The 25,554-nt window shown below is 71.7% G+C and carries 27 protein-coding genes and 1 pseudogene; 13 read left to right on the top strand and 15 right to left on the bottom strand.

Translation table 11 applies throughout. The annotated features are described in order from the left end of the window. Positions 1-128: 128 nt before the first annotated feature. Both LZF96_RS22230 and LZF96_RS22225 read right to left on the bottom strand, forming a co-directional pair. The gene (locus LZF96_RS22230; RefSeq protein WP_143622905.1) at positions 129-386 is read right to left on the bottom strand and encodes a WhiB family transcriptional regulator; all 258 of its coding nucleotides are present in this window, start codon (positions 384-386) and stop codon (positions 129-131) included. Positions 387-716: 330 nt separating this feature from the next. After that, positions 717-1,685 carry a diacylglycerol kinase family protein gene (locus LZF96_RS22225; protein ID WP_233875844.1) on the bottom strand — a complete coding sequence of 323 codons (969 nt, stop codon included), beginning with the start codon at positions 1,683-1,685 and terminating at the stop codon, positions 717-719. 123 nt (positions 1,686-1,808) lie between these two features. Here LZF96_RS22225 and LZF96_RS22220 point away from each other — a divergent pair, with 123 nt between their 5' ends. After that, on the top strand, positions 1,809-2,306 hold the full coding sequence (locus tag LZF96_RS22220) for a hypothetical protein (protein WP_233875842.1): 498 nt from the start codon (positions 1,809-1,811) through the stop codon (positions 2,304-2,306). 108 nt (positions 2,307-2,414) lie between these two features. On the opposite strand, the gene LZF96_RS22215 is transcribed toward LZF96_RS22220, so the two are convergent. From LZF96_RS22215 to LZF96_RS22195, 5 genes are all read right to left on the bottom strand, one after another. Then, complete coding sequence (locus LZF96_RS22215; protein ID WP_233875840.1) at positions 2,415-3,545, bottom strand: RNA polymerase sigma factor SigF; 1,131 nt, start codon at positions 3,543-3,545, stop codon at positions 2,415-2,417. Beyond that, a complete protein-coding gene (locus tag LZF96_RS22210) occupies positions 3,434-3,847 on the bottom strand; it encodes an anti-sigma regulatory factor (RefSeq protein WP_233875838.1) in 414 nt (137 codons plus the stop codon). Before LZF96_RS22210 ends, LZF96_RS22215 begins: the two co-directional genes overlap by 112 nt. Before the next feature lie 432 nt (positions 3,848-4,279). Then, on the bottom strand, positions 4,280-5,281 hold the full coding sequence (locus tag LZF96_RS22205) for a 1-aminocyclopropane-1-carboxylate deaminase/D-cysteine desulfhydrase (protein ID WP_233875836.1): 1,002 nt from the start codon (positions 5,279-5,281) through the stop codon (positions 4,280-4,282). 48 nt (positions 5,282-5,329) lie between these two features. Continuing rightward, positions 5,330-6,295 (bottom strand): peptidoglycan DD-metalloendopeptidase family protein, encoded by a 966-nt coding sequence (locus tag LZF96_RS22200; RefSeq protein ID WP_233875834.1) that lies wholly within the window; start codon positions 6,293-6,295, stop codon positions 5,330-5,332. A gap of 335 nt (positions 6,296-6,630) precedes the next feature. Continuing rightward, positions 6,631-7,773, bottom strand: coding sequence for a hypothetical protein (locus LZF96_RS22195; protein ID WP_233875819.1), 1,143 nt, complete (start codon positions 7,771-7,773; stop codon positions 6,631-6,633). Here LZF96_RS22195 and LZF96_RS22190 point away from each other — a divergent pair. Then, a complete protein-coding gene (locus tag LZF96_RS22190; RefSeq protein ID WP_233875817.1) occupies positions 7,745-7,978 on the top strand; it encodes a hypothetical protein in 234 nt (77 codons plus the stop codon). The genes LZF96_RS22195 and LZF96_RS22190 overlap by 29 nt on opposite strands. A gap of 309 nt (positions 7,979-8,287) precedes the next feature. Here LZF96_RS22190 and LZF96_RS22185 read toward each other — a convergent pair whose 3' ends face one another. Continuing rightward, positions 8,288-8,764, bottom strand: a complete 477-nt coding sequence (locus tag LZF96_RS22185; RefSeq protein WP_267941238.1) for an NUDIX domain-containing protein — start codon at positions 8,762-8,764, stop codon at positions 8,288-8,290. Positions 8,765-8,981: 217 nt separating this feature from the next. After that, positions 8,982-9,464, bottom strand: coding sequence for a peptidylprolyl isomerase (locus LZF96_RS22180; protein ID WP_308294263.1), 483 nt, complete (start codon positions 9,462-9,464; stop codon positions 8,982-8,984). A 718-nt stretch (positions 9,465-10,182) separates the two neighbouring features. Here LZF96_RS22180 and LZF96_RS22175 point away from each other — a divergent pair. Beyond that, positions 10,183-10,632, top strand: a complete 450-nt coding sequence (locus LZF96_RS22175) for a VOC family protein (RefSeq protein WP_233875813.1) — start codon at positions 10,183-10,185, stop codon at positions 10,630-10,632. Here the strand turns inward: LZF96_RS22175 and LZF96_RS22170 are convergent. The 3 genes from LZF96_RS22170 to LZF96_RS22160 all read right to left on the bottom strand — a co-directional run bounded on the left by LZF96_RS22170 (position 10,613) and on the right by LZF96_RS22160 (position 12,208). Beyond that, positions 10,613-10,873, bottom strand: a complete 261-nt coding sequence (locus tag LZF96_RS22170; RefSeq protein ID WP_233875811.1) for a hypothetical protein — start codon at positions 10,871-10,873, stop codon at positions 10,613-10,615. The two genes, LZF96_RS22175 and LZF96_RS22170, sit on opposite strands and share 20 nt — an antisense overlap. A gap of 49 nt (positions 10,874-10,922) precedes the next feature. After that, complete coding sequence (locus LZF96_RS22165; protein WP_233875809.1) at positions 10,923-11,411, bottom strand: hypothetical protein; 489 nt, start codon at positions 11,409-11,411, stop codon at positions 10,923-10,925. Positions 11,412-11,965: 554 nt separating this feature from the next. Continuing rightward, positions 11,966-12,208, bottom strand: coding sequence for a hypothetical protein (locus tag LZF96_RS22160; protein WP_233875807.1), 243 nt, complete (start codon positions 12,206-12,208; stop codon positions 11,966-11,968). 144 nt (positions 12,209-12,352) lie between these two features. Between LZF96_RS22160 and LZF96_RS22155 the strand changes: the two genes are divergently transcribed. Continuing rightward, the gene (locus tag LZF96_RS22155; RefSeq protein WP_233875805.1) at positions 12,353-13,555 is read left to right on the top strand and encodes a helix-turn-helix transcriptional regulator; all 1,203 of its coding nucleotides are present in this window, start codon (positions 12,353-12,355) and stop codon (positions 13,553-13,555) included. Between the two features lie 327 nt (positions 13,556-13,882). Then, positions 13,883-14,266 carry a VOC family protein gene (locus LZF96_RS22145; RefSeq protein WP_233875801.1) on the top strand — a complete coding sequence of 128 codons (384 nt, stop codon included), beginning with the start codon at positions 13,883-13,885 and terminating at the stop codon, positions 14,264-14,266. 22 nt (positions 14,267-14,288) lie between these two features. Here the strand turns inward: LZF96_RS22145 and LZF96_RS22140 are convergent, their stop codons facing one another. Then, on the bottom strand, positions 14,289-15,071 hold the full coding sequence (locus LZF96_RS22140) for a class I SAM-dependent methyltransferase (protein ID WP_233875799.1): 783 nt from the start codon (positions 15,069-15,071) through the stop codon (positions 14,289-14,291). Between the two features lie 179 nt (positions 15,072-15,250). Here LZF96_RS22140 and LZF96_RS22135 point away from each other — a divergent pair, with 179 nt between their 5' ends. From LZF96_RS22135 to LZF96_RS22110, 6 genes are all read left to right on the top strand, one after another. Continuing rightward, a complete protein-coding gene (locus LZF96_RS22135) occupies positions 15,251-17,353 on the top strand; it encodes a SpoIIE family protein phosphatase (protein WP_233875797.1) in 2,103 nt (700 codons plus the stop codon). Between the two features lie 348 nt (positions 17,354-17,701). After that, positions 17,702-18,805 (top strand): sugar ABC transporter substrate-binding protein, encoded by a 1,104-nt coding sequence (locus LZF96_RS22130; protein WP_233875795.1) that lies wholly within the window; start codon positions 17,702-17,704, stop codon positions 18,803-18,805. Between the two features lie 96 nt (positions 18,806-18,901). Then, a complete protein-coding gene (locus LZF96_RS22125; protein ID WP_233875792.1) occupies positions 18,902-19,678 on the top strand; it encodes an ATP-binding cassette domain-containing protein in 777 nt (258 codons plus the stop codon). Further along, positions 19,675-20,928: a sugar ABC transporter permease gene (locus LZF96_RS22120; protein ID WP_233875790.1), complete on the top strand. Its 1,254-nt coding sequence runs from the start codon at positions 19,675-19,677 to the stop codon at positions 20,926-20,928. Before LZF96_RS22125 ends, LZF96_RS22120 begins: the two co-directional genes overlap by 4 nt. 12 nt (positions 20,929-20,940) lie before the next feature. After that, the gene (locus LZF96_RS22115) at positions 20,941-22,155 is read left to right on the top strand and encodes an ROK family transcriptional regulator (RefSeq protein ID WP_233875788.1); all 1,215 of its coding nucleotides are present in this window, start codon (positions 20,941-20,943) and stop codon (positions 22,153-22,155) included. Between the two features lie 236 nt (positions 22,156-22,391). Then, a complete protein-coding gene (locus tag LZF96_RS22110; RefSeq protein WP_233875786.1) occupies positions 22,392-22,568 on the top strand; it encodes a zinc-binding dehydrogenase in 177 nt (58 codons plus the stop codon). A 162-nt stretch (positions 22,569-22,730) separates the two neighbouring features. Here the strand turns inward: LZF96_RS22110 and sodN are convergent, their stop codons facing one another. After that, positions 22,731-23,126 carry a superoxide dismutase, Ni gene (gene sodN, locus LZF96_RS22105; RefSeq protein ID WP_233875784.1) on the bottom strand — a complete coding sequence of 132 codons (396 nt, stop codon included), beginning with the start codon at positions 23,124-23,126 and terminating at the stop codon, positions 22,731-22,733. Between the two features lie 241 nt (positions 23,127-23,367). On the opposite strand from sodN, the pseudogene LZF96_RS22100 reads away from it, so the two are divergent. Further along, positions 23,368-23,607, top strand: a pseudogene (locus LZF96_RS22100) (S24 family peptidase); the annotation flags it as partial. An 89-nt stretch (positions 23,608-23,696) separates the two neighbouring features. Here LZF96_RS22100 and LZF96_RS22095 read toward each other — a convergent pair. Further along, on the bottom strand, positions 23,697-24,341 hold the full coding sequence (locus tag LZF96_RS22095) for an ABATE domain-containing protein (protein WP_233875782.1): 645 nt from the start codon (positions 24,339-24,341) through the stop codon (positions 23,697-23,699). Between the two features lie 121 nt (positions 24,342-24,462). On the opposite strand from LZF96_RS22095, the gene LZF96_RS22090 reads away from it, so the two are divergent. Next, positions 24,463-25,236 (top strand): trans-aconitate 2-methyltransferase, encoded by a 774-nt coding sequence (locus LZF96_RS22090; protein WP_233875780.1) that lies wholly within the window; start codon positions 24,463-24,465, stop codon positions 25,234-25,236. Positions 25,237-25,554 lie beyond the last annotated feature (318 nt).

Below are 25,554 nucleotides of genomic sequence, written 5' to 3'. Positions count from 1 at the left end.
CCGGTGGGGGAGTGCGGACCGGGAGCCGGGGCTCATCGGGTTCGCGTGGGTGCTGCGCGCTGCGCATCAAGGCACCCGGGCGGCGCCCCCGCCGATGGGCGGGCCGCCGCGGGTCGGGCACGGTGCGGTCAGGCGGTGGCCTTGCGGGCGCGGTTGCGGGCGGCGCGGCGCTTCATCGCGCGGCGCTCGTCCTCGCTCATCCCGCCCCAGACGCCGGAGTCCTGGCCGGTCTCCAGGGCCCACTGCAGGCACTGCTCCATCACGGGGCAGCGACGACAGACGGCCTTGGCCTCCTCGATCTGCAGCAGCGCAGGACCGGTGTTGCCGATCGGGAAGAACAGCTCGGGGTCTTCCTCGCGGCAAACGGCGTTGTGACGCCAGTCCATGTCTGCTCCATCTCCTGCGAATTGCGGTGGTGTTGCTTGTGAATGTGAACGCTTTCACGAACCCCCCGACAGGAACGAGCCGTCGCCCGGCCTCCGCGGGGGGAGGTCCGCGCCGTGGCCCGTTGGGGCGGTAGGGGGATTCCGGCTCTCAAGGGGCTAGTGCTTCTGCTGTCCCGATCGCCATGTAGAGGTTCGCAAACCCTGGCCGGCGGCACAACCCCTTCTGGAAAGTTTTTTTTGATTCCTTGGTGTCGTCTGGCTCACAGCCCTACTTCTTCGGGGTGGAGAGTGGGCTAAACGTTCGACTGTAAGGAGTTTTGAGGCTTCTGCTCACACAATCACACGCAGTGCACGTCGAACGCCTGTGAACCGTACGCCGGAGCGCACTCCCAGGTGGTCACCGTCCAGCTGAAATGGCAGGGGAACCTGCGAAAGCAAGGTGAAGCCCGTCACGTCGTGCAGGGCCACCACGTTTCCTCCCCGGGGCCCCCGTTCCGGGGAGGAACGCAACAACTGCGACGCGTAGCGGGTCATCGCGGGCACCGACATCCGGGTCAATCCCACCACGTCCAGGGCGTCGTCGAAGGAGGCCCGGGGTGCCGCGTACACCGGGCGATTGCCCAGGAACGTCCACGGCGCGGTATTGCAGACTATGGCCGTCGACAGGTCCCGCACCGGTTGTGAACCCGGCCGCTCCAGGGTGATCAGACCCCGCCCCCGATGCGGGTCCCGCACGAACTGCCGCACCATCTGCCGCACGTACAGCGAGTGCGTCGACCGCTTGCCCCGTTCCCGCTGCTGTTCCACGCCGCCCACCACCCCCGCGTCGAAGCCCAACCCCGCGCAGAAGGTGAACCAGCGGTCCGGCACCTCCTCATCCGGGGTGCCCTCCAGCCCGGAGGTCAGCCCCAGACCGATCTCCCGCTCCCTCCCCCGGTGGAGGGCGTCCAACAGCACGCCGGTCGCCTCCACGGCATGGTTGGGCAACCCCAGCGCGCGGGCGAAGACATTGGTCGAACCACCCGGCACCACCGCCAGGCGCGGCAGAGCACCGGGGTTCGGACCGTGCTGCAAGAGTCCGTTGACCACCTCGTTGACCGTGCCGTCGCCGCCGAAGGCGACCACCAGCTCGGCCGAGCCCGATTCCGCGGCCCGCCGGGCCAGATCCCGCGCGTGGCCCCGGCACGTGGTCGGCACCACCTCGAGTTTCACCTCGCTGGCCAGAGCCCGGGCGATCACCTCACGGGTCCGCGCGCTGGTGGTGGTGGCTGCCGGGTTGACCACGAGAAGTGCGCGCATGGGATGCAGCGTAACCGGGCCCGCGCGCCGTCCCCCCGCCGCCGGCACGCCCCGGCCCGACCCGGACGGAACCCCGTCGGACTCCCTCCCGGTCGGCCGGTGTCCCGGCGATACCCTGACGGGGTGAGCGACCCCACTCCCCCCGATGACCCGCGTCACCCCCACGACCCGGCCGGCGCCGACGGCGCCCGGGATTCCGGAGGTCCCGCCGGCCGGGCGGCGGAAACCGGTCCCCGGCCCCGCCGCATCGCCGTCGCCGCCGCTCTGACCCTCCTCCAGGGCATCGTCATCGCGGCCCTGGGCGTGATCATGCTGGTACTGGTGTTCACCGGCACCCCGGACAACGCCGTGCAGGCACTCACCGGCGGGGTCACCGTGCTGTTGCTCGCACTGTTCCCCCTCCTCGCCGGCCGGGGGTTGTGGCTGTTGCGCCGCTGGAGCCGGGGGCCATCGGTGATCGTGCAACTCCTCGCCCTGCCCACCGCCTGGCAGCTGTGGGGCATGGAGGGCGTCTGGCAGGCCTCGGCCCCGCCGCTCGCGGCCGTGGCGCTGGTCGTGCTCGGTTGTCTGATGAACTCCGTCGCAGCCGAGGCCCTGGGCGCCGTCCCCCGCGACGCCTGAGGCGCCCCGGGACGCGCCCCGACGGCCCGGTGGACACGGGCGCGGGACGCACGGGGCGTGCGGGGGAGTACGGGGCGGGGTCCCACCGGGTCGGCGGAACCCCGTCGCTCACTCCTCGACCAGCAGCTTCTCCCGCAGCTGGGCCAGCGTCCGCGCCAGCAGCCGGGAGACGTGCATCTGCGAGATCCCGACCTCCTGCGCGATCTGCGACTGGGTCATGTTCCCGAAGAACCGCAGCATGAGGATCTTCTTCTCGCGCGGCGGCAACTCCTCGAGCAAGGGCTTGAGCGACTCCCGGTACTCCACGCCCTCCAGCGCGTCGTCCTCGGCGCCCAGTGTGTCGGCCACCGCCGGCGACTCGTCGTCGGTGTCCGGCACGTCCAGTGACAGCGTGCTGTAGGCGTTGGCGGACTCCAGGCCCTCCAGCACCTCCTCCTCGGAGGTGTTCAGGCGTTGCGCCAACTCGTGCACCGTCGGAGCCCGACCGTGCTGCTGCGACAGCTCCGCCGTCGCGGCGCTCAGCGACAGCCGCAGCTCCTGCAGCCGGCGGGGCACCCGCACCGCCCAGCCCTTGTCCCGGAAGTGCCGCTTGATCTCGCCCACCACGGTCGGCGTCGCGTAGGTGGAGAACTCCACCCCGCGCTCCGGATCGAACCGGTCCACCGACTTGATCAGGCCGATCGTGGCGACCTGGGTCAGGTCGTCCAACGGCTCACCACGATTGCGGAACCGCCGGGCCAGATGCTCCACCAACGGCAGGTGCATCCGGACCAGCCGGTCCCGCAGCGCGGCACGTTCGGGGGACCCGTCGGGAAGGGAGCGCAGCGAGACGAACAGGTCGCGGGCCGCGGCCCGATCCCGCGGATCGGCGGACCCGCCCGCCCGGCGGGAGCCGGAGCGCGCGCCGGGCAGGCGGCGCTCGGTCGCTTCCGACGTGTCCGAGACGGCCGGCTCGGCCGTCTCGGACACGTCGGAAGGGCCGGTCGGCTCCTCCACCGGGACGATGGGATCGACCGGGTCGGTCGTGCCCGGGAAACCCGGGACGGCGGGTCCCGACATCCGCTCCACCTCGTTCACTTCCGCGTTCACTTCTGCCCCCTCCTCGGGTGGCGGTCCCACTCTCCCGCTCACGGCGCCCCGGGAGCCGCGCCGCGCTTCTTGTGCAGGCTGATGCTGACCGTCCGATCCTCGGCGACGGTCGACTCCACCTCGCCGGCCAACGCGCTCAGCACCGTCCACGCGAAGGTGTCGCGCTCCGGCGCGTGCCCCTCCGTGGTCGGGGCCGACACCGTCACCCGCAACGCGTCCCCGATCAGGGTGAAGCGGCACTCCAGCGTGGACCCGGGGGTCGCCTGCTGGAGCAGGATCGCGCAGGCTTCGTCGACGGCGATGCGCAGATCCTCGATCTCGTCGAGCGTGAAGTCCAGTCGCGCGGCCAGCCCGGCCGTGGCGGTCCGCAGTACGGACAGGTAGGCACCCGCCGCCGGCAGCCGAACCTCGACGAAGTCCTGCGATCCGTCTTCACCTGGGATCTCGGACACCCTCACCTCCACTGTGACTCCCACGACGCCGACGTCCCCCAACGTCGCCCGTGAACCCCTTGCCGGAATGTCGCGACCCGATGGTCACGGGCTCGCCCCGTGACGTTATCGCGTCGCACGGGGGACTGTCGCCGTATCACTCATCGTAAACCCGCAGGTGCGGGCCGTCGCAGTCGGGGCGCGACGAATTCGGATCGGAGTGGGGGATGTTGGACTTTTTCGGCCCCCCGGAGGGTATCCGGCCCATCGGCCGGTCGGCCGGTGGCGTTCCGGCGATGTTCACCGGCCCGGGAGGACCGTCGCGAAGGGGCGAACGGCATCGCCCCGCGGGCCCGCAGGCGCCCGGGGTCCGGGGTCCGGGGCGCCCGTCCGCGCCGGCGGGACGCCCCCCGTACCCCCGAACGCCGTCACTCCCGGGCGGGGCGGCGGAGGTCACCCGGTGATCACCGCGGCCAGCACCGTGCCCCGGCGGAAGGCCCTCTCGGCGGCCAGCTCCCGCAGCGCCCACAGCACCTTGGCCACGTACACCCGCTCCACCGTCGGCAGCCCGTGCCGGTCGGCGAAGTCGAGCGCGAACTCCTCCAGCTCCGCCGGCACCCGTGCGAAGCCGCCGTGGTGGAAACGGTCGTCCACCGTCCACCGTCCGCGTGGACCACCGAACGCCTCCTGTTGCAGGGCGCGCACCGCCTCGGCGTGGAAGCCGCCGCGCAGCACCGGAACACCGAGCGCCCGCATGCCGGGAGCCAGCCCCGCCGCCAGCCCGGCCAGGGTCCCGCCGGTGCCGCAGGCGACCGCCACCACGTCCGGGCGGGGGTCGGCCGCCGCCAGTTCCCGACCGGGCGCGACGCAACCGCGCACCGCCGCCGTGTTCGTCCCGCCCTCCGGCACCGAACGGAACGGTCCGAACCGCTCCCGCAGCCCGGCGATGAAGGCGGGATCGGCGCGGCGCCGGTAGTCGGACCGGCTGACGAAGTGCGGACGCATCCCATCGGCCAGGCAGGCCGCCAGGGACGGGTTCGGTGGACGGTCGGCCAACTCCTCCCCGCGCACCACGCCGATCGTGGACAGGCCCAGCAGCCGCCCGGCGGCGGCGGTGGCCCGCAGGTGGTTGGAGTGGGCGCCACCGAAGGTCAGCAGGGTGCGGTCACCGGTCGCCACCATCTCCCGCAGGGTCGGCACCAGCTTGCGCCACTTGTTGCCGACCACCTCCGGGTGGAGCAGGTCCTCGCGCTTGAGGAGCAGCCGCACCCCGTGGCGGGTGAAACGCTCGTCGTCCACCTCGGTCAGGGGGGACGGCGAGCGGTCCCGCAGCAGCTCGGTGGCGCCCCGCCCCGGGAGACCCCCGGGTCCGACCACGCCCTCACGGCCGTCACCGATGCCCGCGTGCCGCGTGCCGCGCGTCCTCTCCCCGCCGTCTCCCGGCCCGTCGTTCATCCCGCCATTGTCGGGTTCGCCCCGGCGGTGACGGGGCGGGCCCCCGGCTCAGGAGTCCTCGGCCGAATCCCGGGCCGGGTCGGAACCCGCCCCGGCGCCGCTCCTCCCGCCCCCGGCATCGTCGTCGACACCGCCATCGACGGTGTCCGGGGCGGCCGATCCCGCGCGTTCCCGCTGTTCCACCGGTCCCCCGGTGTCCGCCGGGGTGAAGTGGGTCAGGTCCTCGGGCACCCCGACCCGGGCCCTCCCCTCGTCGTCGCGGTAGTGCCATTCGAAGGGCAGGCCGCGCGCGGTCGCGGGGTCCGGACCGTCCATCAGCTGGACGTGCAGGTGCGGTTCGGTGGAGTTGCCCGAGTTCCCGCACTCCGCGATCGGTTGTCCCGCCTCCACCCGGTCGCCGGGGGCCGGCAGCGGCGAACCACGCCGCAGGTGCGCCAGGCACGCGTACACCCCGTTCCCCAGGTCGAGCACGACGTGGTTGCCCAACAGATGGCGGGAGCGCCCCATGCCGCGCACGAAACTCTCCAGGAGCATGAGACCCAACCCCGGCAGCGAGGTCCGGGAGAGGTGGTCGCGCTGCCCGTCGACCGCCCGCACCACCACGCCGTCCCCGGGGGCGAGGATCGGCCGACCGAACGCCGGGTACTCCTCCGGCCTCCGGAAGGCCGGGAGGAACCAGCGGAACGGGGGAGTGGCGGCGTCCTCCCCCTCGTCGGTCCGGGGGTGGTGGGTCAGGTCGATGGCGTAGGTCTGGGCGTGACGGTGCGTGTGGCTCGGCACCTTGCCGGCCGGACCGTTCAACGCGCGCCAGCGACCGGTCACGGGGACCCGCGTCGGCACCGGGGGGTGGTCTCCGCGCGGCTTCTGGTACATCGACAGGACGGTGTTCCCGAGCAGGCCGAGCATCAGCAGGGTGACCCCGGTGATCCACAACGGGCCCACGCCCCGGCCGTTGACCAGGATGCAGAGCACTCCGATGCCCATGGTCACACCGTGGTACTTCAGCGCGAGCACCGGTAGGGGCTTCCTCGTCCGCGGCGATGACGGTGAGGACGGCGACGGGGCCGGCGGCGGTGGGGACGGGGTTCCCTGCGTCATGGTGGTGGTCGTACCTCGTTTCCCCACCCGGGGTGTGCTCGACACGGTCGTCATCCCGCTTCCGGCGAGGGGCCCCGGCGGGTGGTGGGGACATCGGGCCGGGGGCCGTCCGGTGTCTTCCGGCCCGAGTGGCCCGGGGCCGCCCGGTGCGGCCCTCCGCAGGCCGAATGCCCGCCGCCCGGCCGTGCCATGCCTGCCGGGCCCGGCAGGCCGACGATCATCCGCACGCGGTCCCGGGCCGGGGCCGGAGGTCAATCGCCGCCACCGCCACCGCCACCGCCCCCACCACCGTCGCCGCCACCGCTGTCCCCGCCGGAACCACCGCCGAAGAAGCCCCAGCCGCCCGAGGAGGAGCCGCCCCCCGAGGAAACACCGGAGGAACCGCCGGAGCCCTGTGGGTCGCCACCTTCCCAGTCCCCGTCGACTCCGCCGTCCCGGTCACGCCTTCCACCGGATCGGCGCCCGGCGGCGAGCACCCGCCAACAGAGCACCGTCGCCACGATCGCCGACACCAGCACCGCGGCCAGGGACACCAGCCACAGCACCCCCTGGGCGGACTCCGTGAGCGACTCGTACGTCCGGTTGTCCCGGAACGGATGATCCAGCGCGGGCACCAGACTCACGACCAGCAGTGCCATGGCCGGGGGAACGGCCCCGGGCGCACCCCGACCCCGTCCCGCGAGCAGCACCGTGCCGAGGACGACCAGGACCACCGAGATCACGAACTCCTCGAACATCATGCCCGCCTTCAGCACACTGCTCATCGGGAAGTAACCCGGCACGAACAGGTCCTGCAGGAAGGTCCCCCAGCCCACGTCGGGAATCTTCCCGTAACGGTTGAACTGCAGGTACAGGGTCCACCCCACCATGAGCAGTCCCGGGAGCGCGGTGAGGACACCGGCCCACCGCCGGGCCGCCGGAACCGCGCGGGGCCCGTACGGGTCGAATCCGCCGCCCGCCGAGTCCTTGCCGCTCGCCGTCCCGGCACGCGCCCTGCCTGCGGCGATCGCCACCACGGCGACGCAGAGGCCGAACACCAGGACGTGCAGCCCGAAGCGGCCGGGGTCGGAGAAGTGGTCGTGGTGTACGCCCCCGGCCCTCGCCAGGTAGGGCCCCGCCACCAGGCGCAGGGAGAAAAAGCCGAGCAGCCCTCCCAGCACGATCGCCGGACCGTTCGCCGCTCGTCGCCGCGCCATCAGCAGGACGCCCACGGGCACGGCGAGGAGCGCCCCCATCCACTGCAGGACGTTCAGCATCATCGGGAACGGCCATATCTGGTACTGCCACAGCATCCGGGCCGTCTCCGAGGCCGTCGCCGAGGACCGCGCGAAGTCCGACATCCCCAGCCCGAGGAGGAGCAGGGCGATGACCAGGAGCAGGATCCCGTTCACCACGTACACGGCGCTCTCCCGCGCCGGTGCCCGCCGCAGGCCCGGGGCGTCCGCCGCCGGAGCAGCCCCCGGTGGCATCCCCGGCGGCGGAGCCGTCGGCCCCCACGACCCGCTCCCCGCGATCGGCGGTCCGAAGACGCCCGGCGGCGGACCGAACGGCGACGCCGGCGCCGTCGGCGGCCCGAAGCCCGTCGACCCCGATTCCTGATGCCCGGATGTCGTCATCCCCGTCAACCCCTCCGTCCCGGGGGCTCGATGCCCCGGGTCGCTCCGGGCGGCCCCGACGGGGCCGCCGTCCCCCCGCGCACGCACGGGACGCTCCGCACCACCATGGCCCGGGCCCCGGCTCCGGGGGTACGGGAGGTGGGGGGCTGTTGCACGCTTGTTGCCCGACTCGAACACGCCGCCCCGGCCCGTACCCGGCGCGCCCGGGGGCACCGCGCCGCGTGCCGCGAACCGGGGCCCGCGGCCAATGCCGTCGAGCGGCGCGAGGACGCCCGGGAACGGCCCGGTCCGCTCAGCCCCAGCCGTGCAGGGACACCGCGGCCGGATCCCGCTCCGCGCAGGCGGCCAGGATCCGATCGGTGGAGAACACCACCTCGCCCGGTATCGCCCCCACCGGTACCCACTCCACCCGGTCGTGTTTGGTCGGCTCGCGGTTCACCGGCTCCCCCTCCCAGCGCCCGGCGGTGAAGACCACCGTCACGAACCCGTCCGGACCCTTCGGCGCCCGGGCCCCGTGCACCACGTGCGCCAGGCGCAGATCCTCCTCGGCGACCCGGATGCCGGTCTCCTCCCACAGCTCCCGGACCGCCGCCGCGCTCACCGATTCGCCCCGCTCGGTCTTGCCCACCGGCAGGTCCCACAGGCCGGGCGCGAACCCCACCTCCGGCCCGCGCCGCACCATCACCACCCGGCCCGCCGCGCGGTCGTGCACCACCACCGCCGCGCACAACACCACCAGCGCCCGCGTCCCGGTGTCGGCCCCGGGCATCACCGTCGTCTCGTCCACGCCCCATACGTTACGAGCCGGCTCCGACAACCCGCCGGCCGTTATCCACAGCCCCTCTCGTTCATCGGACTCGTCCTACCGGTCGGGGCGTTGGCCGGTACCGCCGGGAACGACGGACGGGCCGCCGCGACCACCCCGTCGGGGTGTGGCGCGACGGCCCGTCCACGACCGCTCCCCGGGCCGGGGAGCGCGACCGGGATCAGTTGATCTCGATGCCCTCGATCACCACGTCCTCTGCCGGCTTGTCGTTCGGGCCGGTCTCGGTGGCGGCGATCTCGTCCACCACCGCCTGGCTGTCCGGGTCGGTGACCTCGCCGAAGATGGTGTGCAGCTGGTTCAGGTGCGGGGTCTCCTCGACCGTGATGAAGAACTGCGAACCGTTGGTGCCCGGACCGGCGTTGGCCATCGCCAGCAGGTAGGGGCGGTCGAAGACCAGCTCGTCGGTGAACTCGTCCTCGAACCGGTAACCCGGGCCGCCCATGCCGCTGCCCAGCGGGTCGCCACCCTGGATCATGAAGCCGTCGATCACGCGGTGGAAGATCGTGCCGTCGTACAGCGGCTCGTCCCCCTCCTGGCCGTCCCACTCCTGGGTGCCGGTGGCCAGGCCGACGAAGTTCGCCACGGTCACCGGGGCCTCGTCCTCGAAGAGCACGACCTCGATGTCACCCATGCTGGTGCGGATCGTCGCGGAGGACGCGGTCTCGGTGACGGTCGGGCCGGTGAGTCCGCCCTCCTCACCGCCCTCCTCACCGCCGGGCTCGGTCTCCGGCTCGGCCCCGTCATCGGTTTCCGTCTCCGCGCCGGTGTCGGTGCCGTCGGCGGTGGAGTTCCCCTCCCCGTCATCCGAACCGCAGGCGGTGACCAGCCCCAGACAGAGCATCGAGGCCAACAGCGGGGCAACCAGACGGCGACGCGTGCGGATCACGGGGGACAGCCCTTCTCTCGGAGTGGGGGGAGGACCCGCGCACGGGTCCCCGAACGGGCCCATCATGCCCCACCCGTCCCTTCCTGCCACCCCCGTGCCGGCCCGCTTCCGGGCGCATCTCCATCGCTTTCCGGCCGGTATTCGCACCAGATCGTTTTCGTCGGCATCCCGTCCACCGTCGCCACCGTCACGCCTCCATCGCGCGGCCAACGCGGCCACCAGTCCCACCCCGTGTCCGGCGGTTTTCCCCGGGGCGGGACGCCGGGGGACGGGCAACCGATCGGGCCGCCCGTCGGAGACCTCCACCCGCACCGGGCCCTCCCTCGCCGTCCCCTCGGCGGCCCGGGGCGCCTTTCTCGCCCGACCCGATCCGGGCGGGGCGCGTGGCGACCACTCCCGGGAGTCGGGGCGGGGCGCGGGAGGAGGAGGTGGAACCCGGTGGCATCCCGCGGGAGGACCTGTGAGGCTCGCGCGCATGGTCTCAATGGTGCAGAACGTGGCGATCGATTGTGCGGGTGCCTATGAATTGGCCCTGTTCTGGAGCCGTGTGACCGGCCGTCCGCTGCGTCCGGAGGACCGGCCGGGGGATCCGGAGACGCGGGTGATGTTGGCGGAGGGGCCGGTGCTGTACTTCAATCAGGTGCCCGGACCCAAGACGATCAAGAATCGGATCCATCTGTGCCTGCGTCCCGAGACCGCGCGGGAGGAGGAGGTGGAACGGCTGATGGGTCTCGGTGCCGACTTCGTCACCGACCACCGGAACCCCGATGGCTCGGGCTGGGTGATCCTCGCCGACCCCAACACTTCTCACTGCCAGTTCTGGCATACCGGCAGCTCAGCGGGCACAACAGAGCCCCGCCCGCACGCCACGTGGGCAGCGCACGGACGGGGCGGGTTGCGGGTGTTCAGTCGTTGGGCGGGATGATGAAGCCCCGGCTCGGGCCGTTTCGTTGAGCCTTCGGGGCAGGTGGCGACGCGTCCGCCCCGAGTGCCTTGGTGACGCTCACGAGCGTGCGAGCCGTCATGTCCGTACGGGAGTCGGGGTCGGCCTGGTCGTAGACGCGCCATGGTCCGGCAGGGTTGTCCGGGTCTTCGGGCGCCACCACTCCGGGCAGTCCCAGACGCCGTAGCACGGCATCGATGTACCGGGCTTCTTCCGCGTCCATGCGGTCACCTCTCCTCGTGCTCGTCCCGGGAAGGTTAGTCGTCCCCGCCCTACCCTCCGCTTCCGCCGGAGCAGTGCGAGGCGCAGTTTCCCGGGTTGATGGGGCCGCATCCGCCGGGGGCCGGCGTGTGGGAGCACTCGGCGGCCACGGCTACCGGAGTCCTGGTCGGGCCGGTCCACAGTTCCGGGTCTGCGCTGTACCCGGCTTCCTCGATCAGGGCTACCGTCCGGGTGAGCGCTGCCGGGTCGTGTCGGGACCGGTCGGGGCGCTCCGGGTAGTGGTGGACGAACAGGCCCAGCCGATCGCAGAGTTTGGCGTACATGGCGGTGTGCAGGATCAGGGCGTGCCAGCCCTCGTCCACCACGCGTGAGGGCTGGATGTAGGCCTTCGGGAACTTCGCGGCGGCCGAAACGAACTTCAGTGCTTCGGTGACCACGCGACCGGCCGTAGGCTCGTCCATGCCGGGGTTGTTGCCCATGACTGTTGCGGCGACATCCCCGAACGCGTCAGGGGTGAGCAGTTCTCGTACGTCGTGCACGTGCGTACCTCCCTGGTGTCGTTCATCTGGCGGCCCGCCCCGGTCGCTCGTGCTGTCCAGGTCCGTCCGACCGGGGCGGGAGTCTTCTTCGCGCTGCGGTGCGCTGGTGCTGCGCCGCATCGATCGCCGAAGCGACTCCGGCGAAGTGGGTGGGTGGCGCTCTCACCGCACGCAGTGCGGCACCCCGGTGAAGGGGCGGACCGGAGCGGGGAGCCTGAGCCCGTCAGCTCGGTTCGGGGCACGTCTGCCCGCGCTCCGGGGCTTGTCCGGTCGGGAGCGCCACCCGGTTCCCGCCCCGGGGCGGGTGCGTGCCCGGGGCGGGAGTCCGGTGGTGGTGCGGAGTGCGACCCTGACCCGTATCGGTCGCCATGGGGTTGTGCTGTTGTTCCGTTTCCCGCCGGATGACCGCGAGGCTGTGACCACTTCCCGGGGGAAAGCGGGAGTTCATGCGGTGGACCAGGCAACAGCGAGCGTGAATCCCATTCCGAAGCCCACTGCGAAGATGAAGAGTGGTCCGGCCAGCGCGAGTACGCGGTTTCGCAGACGGCGGATCATCACCCCGCACACAGCCTGGCCTCCCTGCTCCGCTCGTTCGCCGCCCGCACCTTCGGCCGCAGGGCGTCGCCGGTGGTGGCGGGGCGAAGGTCTTCGGGACTTACGTCCCACTCCCGGCCCCCGCCCTCCGGCCGAAGCTGCACATAGGGGCCGGTCTTGCCCATCACGACCCCCACACGGTCCCGTTTGGTGTCCACCGCCGGCGTTCCCGGGCCGGGGATGTCGGGCGTAGTCTCTGTCATGGCTGCCTGCTTCCTTCAGGTGGTCCACGCCCCCGGGCCGCTACCACGGTCGCGGGGGTCCTTCCTGGCATCCTGACTCTGCCGTCTCGGAGAGCAATCGCATAGTGGCCCGCTGTAGGCCAACTGTCGGCCACAATGGAGGGCATGAGCGGGATCGGGGCCAACATCAAGCGCCTACGCGAAGATCGCGGATGGAGTCAGGGGCGCCTTGCACGTGAGGTGTGCCGTCTGGCAGGGGTCGGCGGAGAGCCGATCGGACGGCAGGAGATCAGCCGCTACGAAACGGGAAAGCGGACGCCCCGTGAGTGGCTGCCGTTCCTGGCCCATGCTCTTGGTGTGGACGTGGAAGACATCAAGACGCCCCGGGCAGCTCCGGAACCACCGATGCCAACACTCGCCGACTTCTTGCCGGTTGGTGATCCGCTGGCCCCACTCCGCGCCCGCACAGGACGCCGTATCGGTACTGACACAGTGACAGACCTCGGCCGGCGCGTACACGGCTTAAGGCTCGCCGACGACGTAATCGCCGGACGTGATCTGATCCGGCCCGCGCTGCGGGAACTCCGTGTCGTGGTCAAGCTGTACCGGGAAGCGAGCTACAGCCAGGAGGTTGGGCGCGAACTACTTATTAAGATTGGCGAGTTGGCACAGATCGCCGGTTGGATCGCCTCCGATGCGGGACAACACGAAGAGGCGGAAAGGATCTACCAAATAGGGATCAGCGCAGCAAGACAAGCGGAAGACTACACGCTTGCCGGAAATCTTGCTGGATCGCTTGCATACCAGCACAGCAATACCGGCCGCGAAGATGAAGGAATCGTACTGGCGCAAGCCGCTGTTCACGATGCCGGGAGCAAGGCACCGGCGAAAGCGCGTGCCCTCTATCACGATCGTGTGGCATGGGCACACGCGAAGCGCGGTGAGGCACAACTGGCAATGCGGGCGCTTGGCGAGGCTGCCGAAGCTCTTGGGGAAGACAGCGCCGACAACGCATCACCAAGCTATCTCTACTGGGTGGACGCCGGAGAGCTTCGCGTAATGGAATCTCGTGTCTACACGGAGTTGCGCCGCCCATTGCGAGCCGTCCCATTGCTACGTGATGCCCTCAGCGACTACGAAGCCACACATACGCGAGAGCTAGCACTCTATCTGTCGTGGCTCGCTGTTGCTCTCGCTGACGCTAACGAACCAGAAGAAGCGGCACACACAGCCGAGCGGGTTATTGCCCTTTCCTCGGCGGTGGCGTCCGAACGGACAGCGGAACGCGTGCGGGTTGTGCTCAACCGATTGGAAGAGTTCTCGGATACCCCCGAAGTCTCCTCGGTGCTGACTCAGCATAAGATATGATCATGGATACGCCGCCACGGTGTCGTTCGATGATGTCGGGGCGCGGCCGGGAAACCGACGCCGCCGCGCGCCCTACTCGTCCGGTCCGCTGAGGGCGGCGATTGCGTCGAGGTGGCCGGATTGCCCCTCTGCCGTTCACGTCCGGGACTCCAAGGACCCCCTCGGGCCCTCTCTCACCCTCCCCCCTCGGCGGCCCGGGGCGCCTTTCTCGCCCGACCCGATCCGGGCGGGGCGCGTGGCGACCACTCCCGGGAGTCGGGGCGGGGCGCGGGAGGAAGAGGCAAAACCCGGTGGTATGGCGCGGGAGGACCTGTGAGGCTCGCGCGCATGGTCTCAATGGTGCAGAACGTGGCGATCGATTGTGCGGATGCCTATGAATTGGCCCTGTTCTGGAGCCGTGTGACCGGCCGTCCGCTGCGTCCGGAGGACCGGCCGGGGGATCCGGAGACGCGGGTGATGTTGGCGGAGGGGCCGGTGCTGTACTTCAACCAGGTGCCCGAACCCAAGACGATCAAGAATCGGATCCATCTGTGCCTGCGTCCCGAGACCGCGCGGGAGGAGGAGGTGGAACGGCTGATGGGCCTCGGTGCCGACTTCGTCACCGACCACCGGAACCCCGATGGCTCGGGCTGGGTGATCCTCGCCGACCCGGAGGGCAACGAGTTCTGCGTTCTGCGCAGCGAGTCCGATCGGGTCGCGATGAATTCCTGACACCCGGGCACCGTTTCGGCCGCTACGCGCACTGTCCCTTCGGTCCGCCGGTTGACGGCGGCACCTCGACGACGAAGAACATGAAGCAGGTTCGGGTCGCCAGGTCATCGAATTCCTCGGGGAACAGTTCACGGGCGGCCGGGTCGGGCCGCGGCTCGTGGATCCCGGTGAGGCGGAAGCCGGCGGTGGTGAAGGCGTCGACCATCGCGTGCAACGGCCTGCGCCAGAACCTCATCGGGGTGGATCGCCCGTCGATTCTCCAGTCGGAGGTGTAGTCGGTGGTCGCGAAGTAGTCGGGCCGGGGGTCGCTGATCGTGTAGGCGACGAAGGGGTGGTCCAGTGATGCGATCAGCCGGCCGCCGGGCTTGAGTACCCGTCGCAGCTCGGCCAGGGTCGGGCCCCAGTCCTCCAGGTAGTGCAGGACCAGTGAGGCGACCACGTCGTCGAACGTGCCGTCGGGGAACGGCAGGGGGTCGCGCAGGTCGGCCACGCGCAGGTCGGCGTCGTCGCCGAGCCGCCGCCTCGCCAACGCCAACATTCCGGCACTGGCGTCGATGCCGGTGACGATCGCGCCGCGCTCGCGCAACGCGGCGAGCAGGGGGCCCGCGCCGCAACCGGCGTCCAGGATCCGCCGACCCGACACCTCCCCGGCGAGGGCCGTCATGGCGGGCCGCTCGTAGTGCGCGTTCACCAGGTTGTTCTCGGTATCCGCCGTGTACGCCTCGGCGAAGCCGTCGTAGTCGTTCACCCGAATGGGTTCCGCAGGCCGGGCGGAGCTCCCGGATAAGCCGGTTGAGTGGTCCATCGTCGCAGCGTAGTCCCCCGGGTCGCTCGGATGGCCGAATCGGGCGGACCCCCGGGAAGCAGTGGTCCCGGCTGCCCGTTCGGGCAGGTGGGGCGCAGTCGGCCGGCGGGCGGCCCGGTGAGGTGGTGTCCTGGCAGGGTGGACAGTGCTGTGAGGGTTGGCGACGGCCGGGGAGCGCCATGACCGGGAGCGGCGGACCGTGGGGCACGGCGGAGTGGGAGCAGCCGGCCCTGCTGGTGCTGGACGGTGAGGGCACCGTACTGACCGCGACCTCACCGGTGGTGGATCTGCTGGGCGGCGGTATCGAGGCGGTGCGCGGGGTGGGCATGCCCACCTTGTTCGAGGAACGTTCGGTGTGGGCGGGTCTGGTCGAGGAGGCCCGCGAGGAGCGCCGCAGCGCTGGGCGCGCGGTGCTGCGGCGTCCCGCCGGCGGGCGGGTCGCGGCCGATGTGAGTGTCTCGGTGCTCCTGGCGGGCGGCTCGGCGCGGTTCCTGGTGTGGGTGGTCCCGGTGGCGGGGGCGGAGCTGCGGGACCGGTTCGGGATGCGGGTGGCCACGGCCGGCGGTGGTGGCGTGCTGGTTTCCGGTCCGCGTGCGCAGCAGCGGCTGGAGCTGCTGCGCACGGCTGCGGGGCGGATCGGCGGGTCGCTGGATGTGGTGCGCAACACGGAGGAGCTGGTGGGGCTACTGGTGCCGATCTTCGCCGACCTGGGTGCGGTCGATCTGACCGAGGCGGTACTGGTCGGGGAGGAGGTCGGGCGGTTCGGCCCGGGAACGCCCATGCGGCGGGTGGCGGTGGCCGCCGGGCGGGGGCCCTGGCCCGCGGAGGTCCACCAGCGGGGGGAGACGTTCCTCCTCGGGGATGTCGAAGCCGAGCACGTGCGGCGTGGCGTCACGGGGTTCATGCCGGACATGAGGGCACTGCGGACGACATCGGCGCAGGCCCCGGAGCGGGCGCGGCTGAATCTGCCGGATGCGGCCACCTCGTTCCTGGTGCTTCCGCTGTTGGCACGCGGTGTGGTGCTGGGAGCGGTGCCGCTGTGGCGCACCGGCGACAGGGCCCCCTTCGACGAGGCGGATGTCCACCTGGCGGAGGAGATCGGCTCCCGTCTGGCGCTGGGGCTGGACAACGCCCGGCGCTACACCCGGGAGCGGCGCACGGTGGAGGCGCTGCAGCACAGTCTGCTGCCGCGGCTGTCGGCGCGGCTGAGCGCGGCGCGAACCGCCGGGGCATATGTGCCGGCCGGTACCGCCGCCGGCACCGGCGGCAGTTGGTACGACGTGATCCAGCTGTCGGGCACGCGGGTGGCGTTCGTGGTCGGTCGGGTGGCCGGGCACGGGGTGAACGCCGCCGGGGCGATGGGACGGTTGCGCTCGGCGGTGCAAACCCTGGCCGATCTCGACCCGGCCCCCGACGAGCTGCTGAGCCACCTGGACGACCTGGTGCTGCGTTTCGCGGAGGACGAGGGGAACGAGGGTGAGCCCGGAGCCGGTTCCCTGACCGGAGCCACCTGCCTCTACACCACCTACTGCCCGGTCACCCGGCAGTGCCTGGTCGCCAGTGCCGGCCATCCCCCGCCGCTGCTGGCGGAGGTGGGTCGCGGGGAGGTGGCGCCCGTGGCCCTTCGGCCCGGGCCGCCGCTGGGCGGTGGCGGGGAGCCCTTCGAACCGATCGAACTGTGTCTGACGCCGGGTGATGTGCTGGCCTTCCACAGCGGGGAGCCCGGCGACGGCGACGGTCGGGATCCGGCCTGGCTGCGGGAACTGGCGCGGGCGGCCGCCGAGGTCGGCGAGCCGCCGTCCGACCTGGCCCGGCACGTCCTGGCCCGGCTGCGCGGGCGGCACCGCGCGGAGGATCTGGCGGTTCTGCTGGCCGGGGTCCGGGCCGTGCCCCCCGGACGCACGGCCTTCTGGGAATTGCCGGCCGACCCCGGCCAGGTGGCCCGCGCCCGTGCCCTGGCCTGCGGCAAGCTGACCGAATGGGGCCTGGCGGACCAGGTCTTCGCCACCGAGCTGATCGTGAGTGAGCTGGTCACCAACGCCATTCGCTACGCCGGCGGCCCCGTCGGACTGCGCCTGATCCGCGACCGGCGGCTGATCTGTGAGATCTCCGATCCCAGCCGGACCCAGCCCCACCTGCGCCGCGCCCGCCTGTCCGACGAGGGCGGACGTGGCCTGTTCCTGGTCGCACAGCTCGCCAACCGCTGGGGCAGCCGCTACACCCCCACCGGCAAGACCATCTGGACGGAGCAGGGAATCGGGGACGCTGCGACCGGGGAGTAGCGCCGAGGGCTTTCGAGGCCCCGTACTCGCCCCCGGTCGCCGGGAAATGGGCCTGCCCGGAGCCTGCCGGAGGGTTTTCGCGGGTTTGGGCGGAGGCGGGCGGCTTTGTGCTCGAGATCTCCGTGCCGGAGCGTCATCCGATTGTTATCGCTCCCAACAAATTTTCCGTGCCCGGGGCTGGCGCGGCCGCTCCGCACGGCAATACGTTCCCGCTCACAACAATCAGCCGGGTGGATCGGTCACCAACCCGCAGTTCGGTCAAGTGCGCACTTGCCACTCATTTTTCTCGCCGGCGGAGCCTCCGTCGGGCGGTCGCTCTCCGCGTACCCCTCAGAAAGGACCCTGCCCATGCGCAAGGGAATCCTCCTCACCGTCGCCTCCGCGACGCTGCTCGCCTCACTCACCGCCTGCGGGGACTCCTCCTCGGACAACGGCAACGGCAACGGCGCCGGCTCGGACGACGCGGCGCCGAAGATCGGCGTGATCCTGCCGGACAGCAAGTCATCGGCCCGCTGGGAGACCGCGGACCGCAAGTACCTCGCCGAGGCGTTCGAGGCCGCCGGCGTCGAGTACGACATCCAGAACGCGCAGGGGGACAAGCAGGACTTCCAGACCATCGCCGACCAGATGATCACCAGCGGTGTCACCGTCCTGATGATCGTCAACCTGGACAGTGGCACCGGCAAGGCCGTCCTGGACAAGGCCAAGTCACAGGGTGTGGCGACCATCGACTACGACCGGCTCACCCTCGGCGGCTCCGCCCAGTACTACGTCAGCTTCGACAACACCGAAGTCGGCAAGCTGCAGGGCGAGGGCCTGGTGTCCTGCCTGGAGGAGAAGGGCGTGGAGCAGCCGCTCGTCGCCACCCTCAACGGCTCCCCGACCGACAACAACGCCCTGCTCTTCGCCGAGGGTTACAACGGCGTGCTGGACCCGAAGTACGACTCCGACGAGTACACCAAGGGCCCCGACCAGTCCGTCCCCGACTGGGACAACGCCGAGGCCGCCACCATCTTCGAGCAGATGCTCACCAGTGAGCCCGGCATCAACGGGGTGCTCGCCGCCAACGACGGCCTGGGCAACGCCGCGGTCGCCGTGCTGCGCAAGCAGAACCGCAACGGCGAGGTGCCCGTCACCGGGCAGGACGCCACCGTCCAGGGCCTGCAGAACATCCTCGCCGGCGACCAGTGCATGACGGTCTACAAGGCGATCAAGAAGGAGGCCGAGGCGGCCGTCCGGCTCGCCGTGTCCCTGGCCAAGGGCGAGGAGGCCGAGACCAACGCGACGGTCCACGACCCGGAGGCCGGCCGGGATGTGCCGTCCGTGCTGGAGAGCCCGGAGGCCATCTTCCGCGACAACGTCAAGGACGTCGTCGAGGACGGCTACGTCACCAAGGAGGAACTGTGCACGGGTGACTACGCGGCCCTGTGCGAAGAGGCCGGCATCAACTGACACCCCCTCCGAACGCCGGGACACCCCCGGCACGCCGCGGGTCCCGTCACCGGGCCCGGGACCCGCGGCCCCTCCACGACCCGAGGAGCCTCCCCCATGACGGTGACCCCGATCCTCGAACTGCGCGGGATCGACAAGAGCTTCGGACCGGTCCAGGTCCTGCACGACGTGGCGTTCAGCGCCTACCCCGGCGAGGTGACCGCCCTCGTCGGAGACAACGGTGCCGGCAAGTCCACCCTGGTCAAGTGCATCGGCGGCATCCACTCCTTCGATGCCGGCGAGTACTGGTTCGAGGGCAGCCGCGTCCGGGTGAACGGACCCCGGGACGCGGCCGCGCTGGGCGTCGAGATCGTGTACCAGGACCTGGCGCTGTGCGACAACCTCGACATCGTGCAGAACATGTTCCTGGGTCGGGAGAAGCGCAGCGGCCTGATCCTGGACGAGGCCACCATGGAGGAGATGGCGGCCCAGACCCTCGCCGGGCTCTCGGTGCGGACCGTCAAGTCCGTGCGCCAGCAGGTCTCCCACCTGTCCGGCGGCCAGCGGCAGACCGTGGCCATCGCCAAGGCGGTGCTGTGGAACGGCAAGGTCGTCATCCTCGACGAGCCGACCGCGGCCCTCGGCGTCGCGCAGACCGCCCAGGTCCTGGAACTGGTCCGGCGGCTGGCCGACAACGGCCTGACCGTCGTGCTCATCTCCCACAACCTCAACGACGTGTTCGCGGTCTCCGACCGGATCGCGGCCCTCTACCTGGGCCGGATGGCGGCACAGGTCAGAACGACCGATGTCACCCAGTCGCAGGTCGTCGAGCTCATCACTTCCGGCCGCAGCGGGGATCTGGGCCTCGCCACCACCAACGGAGCAACCGCATGACCACCGCCGTCCACCCCGAGAAGACCGCCGAGCAGCCCCCGGCGGCCGCCATCGGCCTGCGCGCCGTCGGCCGCGACTACCTGGACCGGCTGCGGGGCGGGGAACTGGGCTCGCTGCCCGCCATCCTCGGTCTCGTCGCGCTCTGTGTGATCTTCGCGATCATGCGCCCGGTCTTCCTGTCCAATCTCAACTTCGCGAATCTTCTCACCCAGAGCGCGGGCAGCATCGCCATCGCCATGGGCCTGGTGTTCGTGCTGCTGCTGGGCGAGATCGACCTGTCCGCGGGGTTCGCCAGCGGCGTCTGCGCCGCGGTCCTGGCCGTCCTGCTCACCGATCAGGGCTGGCCCTGGTACGGGGCCGTGCTCGCCGCGGTGCTCACCGGCATGGTCATCGGTCTGGTGCTGGGAGTGCTGGTCGCCAGGATCGGCATACCATCCTTCGTGGTCACCCTCGCGGCCTTCCTCGCCTTCCAGGGCATCGTGCTGATGCTGCTGGAGGAGGGAACCAACATCTCCATCAACGACCCGGTGATCCTCGCCATCGCCAACGACAACCTGTCGCCCGTCCTGGGCTGGGCGTTGCTCGGCCTCGGCGTCGGCGGGTTCGCGGCGGTTCAGTTGCGGCAGGTACGCAACCGCCGGCGGCGCGGCCTGGCCGCCGCGCCCCCCGTACTGGTCGCGGCGCGGATCGGCGGACTCGCCGTCCTCGGCGGACTCGCCGTCCACCTGCTCAACCAGGAGCGCAGTCGCTCCCTCCTCGTCGACTCCGTCAAGGGCGTGCCGATCGTCGTGCCGGTCATCGCCGGGCTGCTCGTCATCGGTACCTTCGTGCTCCGCCGGACCTCTTTCGGCCTGCACATCTACGCCGTCGGCGGCAGCCAGGAGGCGGCTCGCCGGGCCGGCATCAACGTCACCGCGATACGGGTCTCCGCGTTCGTCATCTGCTCCTCGCTGGCAGCGGTCGGCGGCATCATCGCCGCCTCCCGCGGCCACTCCGTGGACCCCAACACCGGAGGCAGCAACGTGTTGCTGCTGGCGGTCGGCGCCGCCGTGATCGGCGGAACCAGCCTGTTCGGCGGCAGGGGCCGCCTGATCAACGCCGTACTGGGCGGTATCGTGGTCGCCGTCATCCAGAACGGCATGGGACTGATGGGGTACAGCTCCGGGGTCAAGTACGCCGTCACCGGTTCGGTGCTGTTGGTCGCCGCGGGTGTGGACGCGGTCTCCCGCCGCCGTGCCGTACGACGATGAGGGTGGAGCATGATGAAGGCCGGTCCCTCCCAGGAGGAGATACGCCGGCAGAATCTCAGCGCTCTGCTACGGCACATCCACCTCGGCGGCCCCGCCTCCCGGGCCGTCCTCGCGGACCGCATGGGGCTCAACCGCAGCACCATCATGGCGCTGGTCACCGAGCTCGCCACGGCCGGTCTGGTCCGTGAGGAGTTGCCCCGGGAGACGGGCCGGGCCGGCCGGCCGTCCCTGGTCGTCCGGCCCGAGACCGTCAGCCGCTACGTGTTCGCCTTCGACGTGGGCGTCGACTATCTCGCCGCCGCCCGCATCGGGCTCGGCGGCGTCTTCCTGGACCATCGGGAGACGGTCGCCCCCGGGATCGGCCTGCATCCCGGGGAGACCGCCGCCGTTCTGGCCGACTGCGCGGCGGAAATGCGGGACACGGCACCGCCCGGCGCCGTCTGTGTCGGCGCCGGGGCGGCGGTGCGGGGCATGGTCCGCCACCCCGACGGCCTCGTCCGCTCGGCCTTCAACATCGGCTGGACCGAAGAGGAGTTCGGCGAGGACCTCACGCGTCGCCTCGGCCCGGGCCCGCCCGTCCTGCTGGACAACGAGTCGAACCTCGGGGCCCTCGCCGAGCACCGCCGTGGTGCCGGGATCGGCTGCCAGGACCTCATCTACCTCCACGGCGACATCGGCATCGGCGGTGGCGTCATCTCCGGCGGCCGGCTGCTGCGCGGGCACAGCGGCTACGGCGGCGAGGTCGGCCACATGCTGGTCAACCCCCGGGGCGGCAGGCCCTGTGCCTGCGGCTCCCGCGGCTGCCTGGAGGCGGAAGCCGGCCAGAACGCGCTCCTGGAGGCCGCCTGCCGACCCGCCGGCGCCACCACCGGCCGCGCCGGGATTCGCGGTGTCATCGACGCCGCCGACCGTGGTGACGTGATGGCGCGCACCGCCCTGCACACCGTCGGGGACTGGCTCGCCGTGGGCATCGCCAACCTGATCAACCTCTACAACCCGGCCCTGATCATCTTCGGCGGCACGCTGCCGGAGATCTACCTCGGCGCCGCCGCCCACATCCGCAGCCGTATCAACACGCACGCCCTGGCCGCGTCCCGGGAGGTCACCCGCTTCCGGGTCTGCCGACTCGGTGACCGCACCCTCCTCACCGGCGCGGCCGAACTCGCCTTCACCCACCTCCTGGCCGACCCCCTCGCCCACGCCCTCCCCCCTTCCGGCGGCAACTGAACCGGGGCGGGGCAGGGCGTGAGCCCGGGCGCGGGAGGCTTCCCGGCGGACGGCTTCCCGGAAGGCTTCACGGCTGTCGCCGTGGAATCGGATCGGGGGCCGTGGCACTCGGCGGCGAGGGCGGTGTCCCGGACCCCGACCGCCCGCCCCCCACGACACCGTCGAGGGGGGCGGGACACGCGCGGGTCTCCTCGTCGTAGTGGGCGGGGCAGGGCTCGACGCTGACCCGACAGCGGTTGGGCGGACTGGTCGCCGTGGACCGGGTGGAGGACCCGGGGTACCTGACCGGTCTGATCGAGGCGGGGAAGGTCACCCCGGTCATCGGGCGGACGTACCCACTCGCCGAGACCGCCGAAGCGCTGCGGTACCTCGGCACCGACCACGCCCCGGGCAAGGTCGTCCCGATGGTGTGACCCGCCGTCGGCTCGAGGGCCGCGCCTCCCGGCCGGGGGGCGCGTCGGGGCGGCGACATTCCGTCTCTCGCCCACACGCACCGGAGCGCCCGGCCCCGGGTGTGGGGTCGGGCGCTCCGGCACGTTCCGCGGCCCGGGTCGTGACCGGTCGCGGTGAGGGGCTCAGCCCTGCTTGGTCTCCCAGAAGATCTTGTCCACCTGCGCGATGTGGTCGAGCGCCTTCTGGCCGGTCGCCGGGTCGGTGGACCCCTTGGCGGCGCTGAGGGCCTTGAGGGTGTCGTTGATCAGCTGGTGCAGCTCCGGGTACTTCTCGAAGTGCGGGGGCTTGAAGTAGTCGCTCCACAGCACGGAGACGTGGTGCTTGGCCAGTTCGGCGCGCTCCTCCTTGATGGTGGTGGCGCGGGCCCGGTAGTGCGGGTCGTCGTTGGCCTGGTACTTCTCCTGGATGGCCTTGACGGACTCGGCCTCGATACGGGCCTGGGCGGGGTCGTACACGCCGCAGGGCAGGTCGCAGTGGGCGCTGACCTCGACCGTGCGGGCGAAGAGACGGGAGAGCATGGGCGTCCTTCCCTTCCTCGTGATCGTCGTGATCGTCTTCTCAGATGGGAGGTTACTCCGTGCGGCGGCGCTTTTCCCGACCGGACCCGGCACGCGCCGCCGGATCGGTCCAAAGTCGGAGGCCCCGGGGCCGGGCGACCCGGGACCGGCGCGTCGTGATCCACGGCCGGGGTAGCGTCGCGGGGGAGGGCGCGTCCGACCGGTGGCCCGGACGCGGGGACGCGGGGAAGGGGCGACGACGATGGGCGGAGGCGGGAACCGGGAAGGCGGCGGGCCGCGCCGGGGATTCGCCAGGGTGCGCAACGGCTCGATGCTGCCGACGCTGCGGCCCGGTGATCGGCTGCTGTTGAACTGGGGGGCGCCGGTGCGGCCCGGGGACGTGGTGGTGGCGCGTCACCCGTGGCAACCGGGACTGCTGATCGTCAAGCGGGCGGTGGAGCGTCGCCCGGACGGGTGGTGGCTGGTGGGGGACAACCCCCGGATCGCCGACGACAGCCGGTCCTTCGGCGCCGTTCCGGCGGAGGAGGTGCTCGCCCGGGCGGTGCTGTGCCTGCGCCCGCCGTCCCGGACTCAGCCCTCCCGGCTCCGTTCGGCGCTGGAGTGGGTCGGCTCGGCGGTGCGCCGGACGGGGCGCTCCGGGGGGCGGTTCGCGCGTTCGAGGCGTTTGCGGGCGCGGTGGGCGGCGACGTTGGCGCGGGTGGCGCACCGGTCGGAGCAGTAGCGCTTGGACCGGTTGGTCGAGGTGTCGATGTAGGCGTTGTGGCACGGCGCGGCCTCGCACAGTCCCAGGCGGTCCACGCCCAGGTCGGTGAGCTGGACGGCCAGTCCCATGCAGGCCATGGCCGCGTAGGCGGCGGTGACGTTGGTGGGGTGTTCGGCGAGGTGCATGTGCCAGCGCGGTCGGCCGGCGTCGTCGAGATAGTCGTGGCCGGAGATCTGCGGGCTGACCGGATATTCCATGAGCAGGGCGTTCAACAGGTCCACGGCCCGGGTCTCCTCGCCCTCGGCTGCTGCACCGAAGACGGCCCGCAGGCGGGCGCGGACGCCGCGCAGGCGGGTGATGTCGGCCTCCACGGCCCGGCGGGCGACGGCGGGTTGGCTGGGGCCGAAGAGCGCGCGCACGGCCTCGACATCGGTGAGGACATCCGTGCCACGGGTGGGCTCCTCGGTGTTGACCAGTCGAACCGCGAGGTCTGCGTAATAGGTCAATTCCACTAGTGATCCTTACGCCGCCGGGCTAGGGTCTGCACTGTACTAGGTAAGGGTTGCATATGATTAGCATCCCTTACCCATGGTGATTCGGGCCCCCGGAACGGGGCCGGAAAGGGGAACGGCGATGGTGGACTGGCAGGAGTGGCAGCGCGGCTGGGACCGGCAGCAGGAGTGGTACATGCCCGACCGGGAGGAGCGCTTCCGGGCCATGCTCGACACCGTCGAGGCACTGGTCGGCGACCGCCCCCGGGTGCTCGACCTGGCCTGCGGCACCGGCAGCATCACCGCCCGGGTGCTCAAGCGCTTCCCCGGAGCGACCACCGTGGGGGTGGACCTGGACCCGGCCCTGCTGACCATCGCCCGGGGCACCTTCGAGGGGGAGGAGCGAACGACCTTCGTCACCGCCGACCTGCGCGACGCCGGGTGGGTGGACCGGGCCCTCGCGGCCGGCGCCGGTGGCCCCTTCGACGCGGTGCTCACGGCCACCGCCCTGCACTGGATGCGCACCGCCGACCTGCGGACGCTGTACGAGCGGTTGGCCGGTGGCGTGGTGCGGCCCGGCGGGGTCTTCCTCAACGCCGACCACATGCCCGACCCGGCCACCCCGCGGATCAACGAGGCCGTGCACGCCCTCGATCGCGCCCGCCGGGATCGGGAGAAGGCCGCCGGCACGCAGGACTGGGCCGACTGGTGGGCCGAGGTGGCCCGTGATCCGGAACTGGCCGACGCGGCGGCTCGACGGTTCGAGATCTTCGGCGACCCGAGGGAGGGCGACCACTCCGACGGCGAGGTCCAGGCCCCCGGCGAGCACACCGCGATCCTGCTCGGCGCCGGCTTCGCCGAGGCCCGCGCGGTGTGGGCCTCCCCCTCCGACGCCATGGTGCTCGGCCTGCGTTGATCCCTCCCCCCTCACCCGTCCCGACCGCGCCCCGCCAGGGCACCGGCGCCCCATCCCGCCGGCGCCGACCCGTTCCCGGGGTCTCGTCGGTGGGGGAGGCGCCGGGCGGGGACGTGTCGGGGGAGGGGCGCCGGGGCTCCCCGCCGGGAGAAACGGGGCCCTCCCCCGGTCACGGGAGGGCGGGATGGGGGCATCCACCCGTGGCGTCCCGGAGGTCCGGAGGCCCCACACACCGGTGGGGCCACACACCGGTGGGGCCACACACCGGTGGGGCCGGTGGACGGCGGCGCCGCGTGTCGCGACGCCCCGTTCGCCGGC

Source organism: Streptomyces sp. ST2-7A, assembly GCF_021390475.1.
In the GTDB taxonomy this organism is placed as follows: domain Bacteria; phylum Actinomycetota; class Actinomycetes; order Streptomycetales; family Streptomycetaceae; genus Streptomyces.
This window is presented reverse-complemented; position numbering and strand designations above follow the sequence as displayed.

Coding starts and splice junctions, on each gene's coding strand:
- LZF96_RS22205 (WP_233875836.1), bottom strand. CDS start 5,281: ATGAACGACGGGCCGGGAGACGGCGGGGAGAGGACGCGCGGCACGCGG.
- LZF96_RS22130 (WP_233875795.1), top strand. CDS start 17,702: ATGCGCAAGGGAATCCTCCTCACCGTCGCCTCCGCGACGCTGCTCGCC.
- LZF96_RS22120 (WP_233875790.1), top strand. CDS start 19,675: ATGACCACCGCCGTCCACCCCGAGAAGACCGCCGAGCAGCCCCCGGCG.
- LZF96_RS22140 (WP_233875799.1), bottom strand. CDS start 15,071: ATGGACCACTCAACCGGCTTATCCGGGAGCTCCGCCCGGCCTGCGGAA.
- LZF96_RS22170 (WP_233875811.1), bottom strand. CDS start 10,873: ATGGACGCGGAAGAAGCCCGGTACATCGATGCCGTGCTACGGCGTCTG.
- LZF96_RS22190 (WP_233875817.1), top strand. CDS start 7,745: ATGACCAGGAGCAGGATCCCGTTCACCACGTACACGGCGCTCTCCCGC.
- LZF96_RS22115 (WP_233875788.1), top strand. CDS start 20,941: ATGAAGGCCGGTCCCTCCCAGGAGGAGATACGCCGGCAGAATCTCAGC.
- LZF96_RS22185 (WP_267941238.1), bottom strand. CDS start 8,764: ATGCCCGGGGCCGACACCGGGACGCGGGCGCTGGTGGTGTTGTGCGCG.
- LZF96_RS22160 (WP_233875807.1), bottom strand. CDS start 12,208: ATGACAGAGACTACGCCCGACATCCCCGGCCCGGGAACGCCGGCGGTG.
- sodN (WP_233875784.1), bottom strand. CDS start 23,126: ATGCTCTCCCGTCTCTTCGCCCGCACGGTCGAGGTCAGCGCCCACTGC.
- LZF96_RS22090 (WP_233875780.1), top strand. CDS start 24,463: ATGGTGGACTGGCAGGAGTGGCAGCGCGGCTGGGACCGGCAGCAGGAG.
- LZF96_RS22230 (WP_143622905.1), bottom strand. CDS start 386: ATGGACTGGCGTCACAACGCCGTTTGCCGCGAGGAAGACCCCGAGCTG.
- LZF96_RS22175 (WP_233875813.1), top strand. CDS start 10,183: ATGGTCTCAATGGTGCAGAACGTGGCGATCGATTGTGCGGGTGCCTAT.
- LZF96_RS22225 (WP_233875844.1), bottom strand. CDS start 1,685: ATGCGCGCACTTCTCGTGGTCAACCCGGCAGCCACCACCACCAGCGCG.
- LZF96_RS22155 (WP_233875805.1), top strand. CDS start 12,353: ATGAGCGGGATCGGGGCCAACATCAAGCGCCTACGCGAAGATCGCGGA.
- LZF96_RS22135 (WP_233875797.1), top strand. CDS start 15,251: ATGACCGGGAGCGGCGGACCGTGGGGCACGGCGGAGTGGGAGCAGCCG.
- LZF96_RS22125 (WP_233875792.1), top strand. CDS start 18,902: ATGACGGTGACCCCGATCCTCGAACTGCGCGGGATCGACAAGAGCTTC.
- LZF96_RS22145 (WP_233875801.1), top strand. CDS start 13,883: ATGGTCTCAATGGTGCAGAACGTGGCGATCGATTGTGCGGATGCCTAT.